Below are 7743 nucleotides of genomic sequence, written 5' to 3'. Positions count from 1 at the left end.
CCCCCCCCCCCCCCCCCCCCCCCCCCCCCCCCCCCCCCCCCCCCCCCCTTTTTTAAGGTTAATCGTCGGCAGCGTCAGATGTGTATAAGAGACAGGGCCGGCACTGAAGCGGGCGGCCGGGGCTGCGCCTCGCGGGCCTGCGGCGCCTGCGAAAGGTCGTTCGGGCGCGCCGGCGGGCGGATCGGCTGGGCGGGCGCCTCGGCGGCGGGAGCCGGCGCCGGCTCCGCGCGGCGCTCGGCGGTCGCACGGGGCTGCGAGACCGGCGTGGATGACGAGAGCATCGGAGCCGGATGACGCGCCTTCTGGAACATCAGCGCATTGGCGACGATGGCGAGCGAGACGACGCCGAAAGCCAGCATCACGAGCGCCCGGCCCGGCCGCTTGCCGGCGACGCGCACGACCCGGCCGAGCCAGGACGTCTTGCGGCGCGCAGCCTGAGCGCGGCGCACCGGTGCGGAGAGGGAAGCGCCGGAATGGGCGCGGGCGGCCATGGTCACGGACATCGGTCAGCTCGTCTTCAGGCGGTCAGGCGGAAAGGTTCTTTGGTATCCAGGCCCCGGCGCGGAGCCCGGGCGAAGGTCACGATCTTGGCAGGCTGCTCGACGCCGCCCGCACCGCCGACCGGCAGACGCACCGAGACGCGCGTGCCGACATCCGGCGCGCTCTCGATCGTCAGGCGGCCACCATGCAGGCCGACGAGCCCGCGCACCACGGAAAGGCCGAGGCCGGTGCCTTCATGGGTCCGGTCATAGGCGCCCTTGGCCTGGAAGAAGGGATCGCCCAGCTTGGGCAGATCGACGGCGGCGATACCGATGCCGGTATCGGAGACGGAGAGGTCGATCGTGTCGCCGTCGCGCACGACGGCCAATGTCACGCGCCCGCCGGCCGGCGTGAACTTGATGGCGTTCGAGAGCAGGTTGAGCAGGACCTGCTTCAGCGCGCGCCGGTCGCCCTCCATCGCCGCCAGGGCCGGGCCGACGACGCGCTCCAGCGAAACGCCGCCGGTCTCGGCCCGCAGCGCCATCAGCGTGCAGCAATCCTGCGCCATCGCGGCGAGGTCCAGCGGCTCGCGCTCGATGGTCATCGCGCCGCTCTCGATCTTCGAGATGTCGAGCAGCGTATTCACAACCTCGAGCAGGTGATGGCCGGAGGCATGGATGATGCGGGCATATTCCAGGCGCTTCTGCGGATCGAGCCAGCCATTGTCCTCGGCGCTCAGCATCTCGGAAAAGCCGATGATCGCATTGAGCGGCGTGCGCAGTTCGTGGCTCACCGTGGCCAGGAACTGGCCCTTGACGTCGTTGGCGCGCAGCGCCTCGGCATGGCCGCGCTCGCGGGTCTCATCGGCGGCGCGGCGCTCGGTGACGTCGCGCATGACGCAGACCACGGCCGCACCATCGGCGGCAGCGGCGCCGGCAACGCGGCAGGCCTGCATCTCCAGCCAGAGCGAGACCGGCAAGCGGGACTCCCCCGCGCCGTCGCGCGGCACGAAGAGCGTGCGGAACGAGACCGTGACGCCCTCGGCGCCATGGGCGGCATCGCTCAGCGCCTTCAGGAAAAGCGGCCGGTCGGCGATATGGACCCGCTCGAACAGGCCGCGGCCGAGCAATTCGCGCGGATCGGCGCCGGCCAGCGTCCGCGCCGCGGCATTGGCGAAGACGACCGCGCCGGTGGCATCGTGCCAGGTAACGAGATCGCCGACGTGATCGAGCAGGAGCTGCGAACGCGCATCGGAGATGCGGTGCTCGCGCTCCTCGGCATGGCGACGGCGCAGCAGGACCGCGGTCACGACCAGAGCCTGGGCCAGCGCGGACATGGCCAGGAGCGGCATCGCCTCGCCGGTCCACCAGCTCGCTTCGGCGAACAGGCCGAGCCATTGCAATCCGATGGCGGCGAAGAGCGCCCCGACGGCGATCCAGCCGGCGCGCAGCATATAGCCGCGCGAGCCGAAGAAGGCCGCCTCGACCGGCACGACCGCCAGCCAGAGCAGCAAGGGCGAGGACAGGCCGCCGGTCGCGCCGGCCAGCGCAACGATGAAGAGGGAGAGAGCGGCGGAGGAGAGCGCATGCGCCGCGTCGAGGCGGCCGGTGCGGGAGACCAGCGCCACCGAGAGGACGGCCAAGGCGGCGGCGACGATCATGGCCGCCTCGAAGGCGCCGGGCGCGCCGCGCCAGGCCAGATAAGCGGGAGCCAGGCCAAGCATGCCGCCGCCGACGAGCAGGCGCGACAGAACGAAACGCTCGTGACGCTGCCTTTCCGTCGGGTCGGACTGCACCGATGCATGCACCAGTGCCGCCGCCTGTGTCCTCAATGCTGTCATCGCCATACGGTACGCAACGCCTTACTCTCGCGGATACCCCCATCCGCTTGGCGCATCTCGCCATGGCCGGTTTAAGCGGGGCTTAAGGCGACAGGCGATGGAACGGGCGTCAGGAATTAGGTGCTGCGTTTTCCGCATATTTTTCATGAAGTTATCTAAAATCTGCGGGATTTCCCGGATTCCGGCCATGTTCGCGGCAAGGTGAACGGAAGCTGAAGATCACCCGCGGCATTCGACTCGCATTTGAGCGTTCGGAATCACGCGATTTTTCGAGATCCCGGTCTAGGGTGTTCTCACGGTGCAGAGGACAGCACCGACGACGGAGACCGACATGGCCTATCTGCTGCGCAAGATCGCGATCATCGGCCTGATCGCCGTGAACTCGCCGGTCCATAGCGGCAAGCCGGCCGATGCGAACCTGCCGCAGGCGGTGCGGCAAGTCGCCGAGACCGTCCGGACCGAGACGCGCAACGCCGCCGGCAGCCTGACGGCGGCGCGCGAAGCGGCCGAAATCCTGGCGGGCATGGACCCGGTCCTGCGCGAGCGCATCCTGCACGCGGCAGCGACGGCCGTGGTCGGCAAACAGCCCGCGCAGCGCTGAACGCTTGACGCCCTCCCGCAATCGCGGGAAGAGGCCGGACATGACGACCAGCCTCGACGACATCGTCGCGAATTTCGAACTGCTCGACGAGTGGGACGATCGCTATCGCTACCTCATCGAACTCGGCAAGAGCCTCGAGCCCCTGCCCGAAGCGGATCATGTCGACGCCAACAAGGTGCGCGGCTGCGCCAGCCAGGTCTGGCTCGTCGCCCGTCGCGAGGGCGGCGGCGGGCCGCAGACCCGGCTGCATTTCATCGGCGACAGCGACGCCCATATCGTGCGCGGGCTCGTGGCGCTGGCCTTGGCGATCTTCTCGGGACGGGAGGCTTCGGAGATCCTCGCGACCGATGCCTTCGCCATCTACGAGCGCCTCGGCCTCGCCGCCCATCTGACGCCGCAACGCTCGAACGGGGTGCGCGCCATGATCGACCGGATCAAGCGCGACGCCCAGACCGCGGCGGCGGGCTGAACGGACTCAGCCCGCGATCGGGAACTCGCTCGGCCGGGCATCCGCCGCCTGCCAGCTCCGCATCCCTGTGGGCCTGCCGCGGCGATCCAGGCCGTAATGCGTCACCAGCGCCGCAAGCGCGACACGCAGCACGACCTTGGCCGAGCGTGGCGGCCAGCGGCGCTCCTTCTCGACGAGGTCGAGCCCCTTGAGAAAGCCGCAAATATCGATCGCCAGGCCCGAGAGCTCCGGCCCGAGGCGATCGCAGGCGACCCTGACACGCTGACGCGCCGCAAGCGCGGTGTCGGACGAGCCCGCGACGTCGCGCGGCCCCGCTCCGGCCTGTTCCGGCGTCAGCGCCGCATCCCAGTTCATCGTCGTGCGCGGCAACATGCCCGCCAGCGTGATGTCCACTCGAAAACGCTCGCCGGCCGCGAATTCCTCGCTGCTGATCTGCGGCCTGCCATCCTTGCCCGGGCGGCGATAGAGCCAGAGCAGCGGGCTTTCCCGATCGTCCATGGCAGGGGCAGCCTCGCCGCGCGGCTCCGATTGCGCCTTCTCCGCAACAGGCGCGGATGCGTTCGCCGACGCGGAGACGAGGCCGAGCCGGGGCTGTTTCGTGTCCTTGGACCAGGCGACGCGTTCCTCGATCTCCAGCTGCTTCACGGTTTTGGCCGAGACATAGCCCGCTCCCAGGCTGGTGCCGTTCACCGTTCGGAAGAGCGCGATGCGCCCGCAGCCCAGCGGCGAAGCGAGGCCATAGCACCCTGCCCCGCTAAGATGCTTCAGGAGACGGCTGCGTTCATTGCGTTGGGTCTCGATCGTCATCGGCCGGCCTCCACAGGATGGTCGACCAGCTTTGCCATCGCGGCCAGAAGCGCGGCCTCCAGTGCCGTCAGCCCGAATTCCAGCCGGGGATCGTCACGGCGATCCTCGATCAACGCGCAGGCATGGCGAACCGTCGTACGATCCCGGCCGAAGCAAATGCCGACGCGCGTGAGGCTGAGGCCGAAGGCGACATGGGCGAGATACATCGCCGTCTGGCGCGCCAGAGCGATCGGCTTCCGCCCCCGGTTCGCCGCCCTCAGGCCGGCCAGCGGAATACGGGCGGCGGCTGCGGTGGCCACCTCCGCCAGGCGCGCCTCAGCGGTGGCGCGCAGGACAACTTGTGATTGGTCGCTTGCTATGTTCATGATACGTTCCCACTCGCAACGGGTCACGCCCCTCCAGCGGACCTAGGCTTGATAGGATTATATTCTTATATCGCCTCTGGCAAGCCCGGAGGTGGATTTATCCCCGCCCCCTGTCCGGGAGCAGCGCGCATGAAAAAAGCCGCCGAGGTCATCGGCGGCTTCCAGAAGGGGCGATCGCGCGCCGAAAAGACCGTCCGTTCAGCGACGCTTGCGACGCTGCTGGCCGAGGCCCATCTTCTTCGCAAGCTGAGAGCGCGCTTCGGCATAGTTCGGCGCGACCATCGGATAGTCCGGCGGCAGGCCCCATTTCTCGCGATACTGCTCGGGCGACATGTTGTACTGCGTGCGCAGGTGCCGCTTCAGCGACTTGAACTTCTTCCCGTCCTCGAGGCAGATCAGGTAATCGGCCGTGATCGACTTCTTCACGGGAATGGCAGGCTTGGGAGCCTCGACCTGCACCACCGGCGCAGCGCCACCCATCACACGGCTGAGCGCCGAATGAACTTCGCTGATCAGCGCCGGCAGGTCGGATGCTGGCACAGAATTGTTGGAAACATAGGCGGAAACGATATCCGCCGTCAGCTCAATGAAGTCCGCCCCGTCGTTCTCTGTCATGGCGATGTCGCTCCTTGTCGTTCTTGATAGCGTTCTGCGCTGATCGTCCACCGCCTCGCATCCGATAGGCTGATAAATATTACCAATAGTGGGTCAAGCACCATCGACTCAGAATCGGATATGCGGACTGATCGGGATATGCGTTTAGTCGATACTGTTTAGTTGCGCAAGCCAGCGATCTACACCAATTGAGACGTTCAAAGCTCAAGAATTCATCATCAGGATGCTGCATTGCACTGAGCGGTAAAATCAAAGCCGTAGGGTTCCGAACGTCTTGCAAGCTGTTGCCGCCGCCTCTACCTGTCGGCGTCCAGTGCCGGAGACCGCAATGCGACAAGATCAGGACAGCCGCGATCCAACCGCCGCGCCGCGCAAGCGCGGCCGGGCGCCGTCGCCGCCGCGGGCCGAAATCCGGACCACGGAAACGCAAGTGCATGGCGTCACCTTGCGCGACGATTATGGCTGGCTGCGCGCCGAGAACTGGAAGGACGTGCTGCGCGAGCCCGAGGTGCTGCCGGCCGATATCCGCGACTATCTCGAAGCCGAGAATGCCTATTGCAAGGCATTGATGGCGCCGACCCGGGCGCTGCAGAAGGAACTGGTCAAGGAGATGCGCGGCCGGATCAAGGAAGACGATTCCAGCGTCCCGCAGCCGGACGGGCCGTTCCTGTACTATTCGCGCTATCGCAAGGGCGCCGAGCACCCGCTGATCTGCCGCAAGCCGCGCAACGCCGCCGGCCGGAAGGGCCGGGCCGGCGAAGAGATCATGCTCGATGCCGATGCGCTGGCAGAGGACAAGGATTTCTTCGATCTCGGCGATACCGCCCATAGCCCGGATCACCGCCTGCTCGCCTGGAGCGCCGACGAGGCCGGCTCGGAGCTTCACACGATTCATGTCCGGGACCTGGCGAGCGGCGACGACCTGCCGGACCTCGTCAAGGACACGACCGGCGAGATGATCTGGGCGCGGGATTCCCGCTCCTTCTTCTACGTCGCCCTCGATGACGATCATCGCCCGTCGCGGGTGAAGCGCCATCGCCTCGGCACGCCCGCCGAGACGGACGAATTGCTGCATGACGAAGCCGATGCCGGGATGTTCGTCGATATCGACAAGACCCAGTCCGGACGTTTCCTGCTGATCACGATCGGGGATCACGAGACGTCCGAGACGCGCATCCTCGATCTCGACCGGCCGGAGGCGAAGCCGGCGCTCGTCGCAGGCCGCGAGCCCGGCCGCCAATACAGCCTGGAGCATCACGGCGATGTCTTCGCGATCCTGACCAATGCGGAGGGCGCCGAAGACTTCAAGATCGTCACCGCGCCCGTCGATGCTCCCGATCCGGCAAACTGGCGCGATCTGGTCGCGCACAAGCAGGGTCGGCTCATCCTCGACCATGTCTGCCTGAAGGGGCGCCTGATCCGGCTGGAGCGCGAGGACGGGCTGCCGCGCATCGTCATCCGCGATCTCGCCACAGGCTCCGAAAGCAGCATCGCCTTCGACGAGGAGGCCTATGGCCTCGGCATGGATGCGGGCTACGAATTCGAGACCGATACGCTGCGCTTCATCTATGCCTCGATGGCGCGGCCGGCCGAAACCTATGATTACGACCTCGCGACCGGCGAAAGGACCTTGCTGAAGCGGCAGGAAGTCCCCTCGGGCCATGAACCGGCGAGCTACAAGGTGCGCCGGATCTTCGCTACGGCCGCGGACGGCGCACGCGTGCCGATCTCGATCCTGCACCGGGCCGACCTCAAGCTCGACGGCAGCGCGCCCTGCCTGCTCTACGGCTACGGCTCCTATGGATCGGCGATGTCTGCCTCGTTCCGGACCCGGCCGATCAGCCTGGTCGATCGCGGCTTCGTCTATGCGATCGCGCATGTGCGCGGGGGCACAGAGAAGGGCTGGCGCTGGTATCTCGACGGCAAGCGCGAGAACAAGCGCAATACCTTCACCGATTTCATCGCCGCCGCCGGGGCGCTGATCGACGCCGGCTTCACCCGGCGCGGACGCATCGTCGCCGAGGGCGGCAGCGCCGGCGGCATGCTGATGGGCGCGGTCGCCAACATGGCGCCGGAGCTTTTCGCAGGCATCGTCGCGGAGGTGCCCTTCGTCGACGTGCTGAACACGATCCTGGACGACACACTGCCGCTGACGCCGCCGGAATGGCCGGAATGGGGCGATCCCATCCGCGACGTCAGGGCCTTCGAGACCATCCGCAGCTATTCGCCCTATGACAACGTCACGGCCCAGGCCTATCCGCCGATCCTCGCGATGGGCGGGCTGACCGATCCGCGCGTGACCTATTGGGAGCCGGCGAAATGGGTCGCCCGCTTGCGCGCGACGATGACCGGCGGCGGCCCGGTGATGCTGCACACCAATATGGAAGCCGGGCATGCCGGCTCGGCCGGGCGCTTCGATTCGCTGAAGGAGACGGCACTGGCCTATGCCTTCGCCATCCATACGGTCGGCGAAGGCTGGAGTTGAGCCCTCACGTCATGCTCGAGCTTGACCCGAGCATCTCGGGCCGCAGGAGGTTGATGAGCCTCAACGTCATGAGATTCTCGG

General features: G+C 67.3%; 8 protein-coding genes. 4 read left to right on the top strand and 4 right to left on the bottom strand.

Annotation, left to right across the window (positions count from 1 at the left end; translation table 11 throughout):
* The coding region (locus tag JHD80_RS19710; RefSeq protein WP_199090903.1) for a hypothetical protein at positions 1–294 on the top strand (294 nt) is incomplete at its 5' end.
* 223 nt (positions 295–517) lie between these two features.
* Here the strand turns inward: JHD80_RS19710 and JHD80_RS19705 are convergent.
* Entirely contained in the window at positions 518–2326 is a 1809-nt protein-coding gene (locus tag JHD80_RS19705) for a sensor histidine kinase (protein ID WP_199090901.1), read from the bottom strand.
* Between the two features lie 325 nt (positions 2327–2651).
* On the opposite strand from JHD80_RS19705, the gene JHD80_RS19700 reads away from it, so the two are divergent.
* Complete coding sequence (locus JHD80_RS19700; RefSeq protein WP_199090899.1) at positions 2652–2921, top strand: hypothetical protein; 270 nt, start codon at positions 2652–2654, stop codon at positions 2919–2921.
* A 40-nt stretch (positions 2922–2961) separates the two neighbouring features.
* Positions 2962–3390, top strand: a complete 429-nt coding sequence (locus JHD80_RS19695) for a SufE family protein (protein ID WP_199090897.1) — start codon at positions 2962–2964, stop codon at positions 3388–3390.
* 6 nt (positions 3391–3396) lie between these two features.
* Here the strand turns inward: JHD80_RS19695 and JHD80_RS19690 are convergent, their stop codons facing one another.
* The 3 genes from JHD80_RS19690 to JHD80_RS19680 all read right to left on the bottom strand — a co-directional run bounded on the left by JHD80_RS19690 (position 3397) and on the right by JHD80_RS19680 (position 5177).
* Positions 3397–4197, bottom strand: a complete 801-nt coding sequence (locus tag JHD80_RS19690) for a DUF6456 domain-containing protein (protein ID WP_199090895.1) — start codon at positions 4195–4197, stop codon at positions 3397–3399.
* Entirely contained in the window at positions 4194–4562 is a 369-nt protein-coding gene (locus tag JHD80_RS19685) for a helix-turn-helix domain-containing protein (RefSeq protein WP_199090893.1), read from the bottom strand. The genes JHD80_RS19690 and JHD80_RS19685 overlap by 4 nt, the downstream gene beginning before the upstream one ends.
* A gap of 198 nt (positions 4563–4760) precedes the next feature.
* Complete coding sequence (locus JHD80_RS19680) at positions 4761–5177, bottom strand: Ros/MucR family transcriptional regulator (RefSeq protein ID WP_199090908.1); 417 nt, start codon at positions 5175–5177, stop codon at positions 4761–4763.
* Positions 5178–5505: 328 nt separating this feature from the next.
* Between JHD80_RS19680 and JHD80_RS19675 the strand changes: the two genes are divergently transcribed.
* Positions 5506–7662 carry a S9 family peptidase gene (locus JHD80_RS19675; protein WP_199090891.1) on the top strand — a complete coding sequence of 719 codons (2157 nt, stop codon included), beginning with the start codon at positions 5506–5508 and terminating at the stop codon, positions 7660–7662.
* Positions 7663–7743: the final 81 nt, after the last annotated feature.

This window comes from Allobosea sp. ASV33 (assembly GCF_016428755.1).
Lineage (GTDB): Bacteria > Pseudomonadota > Alphaproteobacteria > Rhizobiales > Beijerinckiaceae > Allobosea.
The sequence above is the reverse complement of the archived record's forward strand: the minus strand, read 5'-3'. Positions and strand labels throughout refer to the sequence as shown.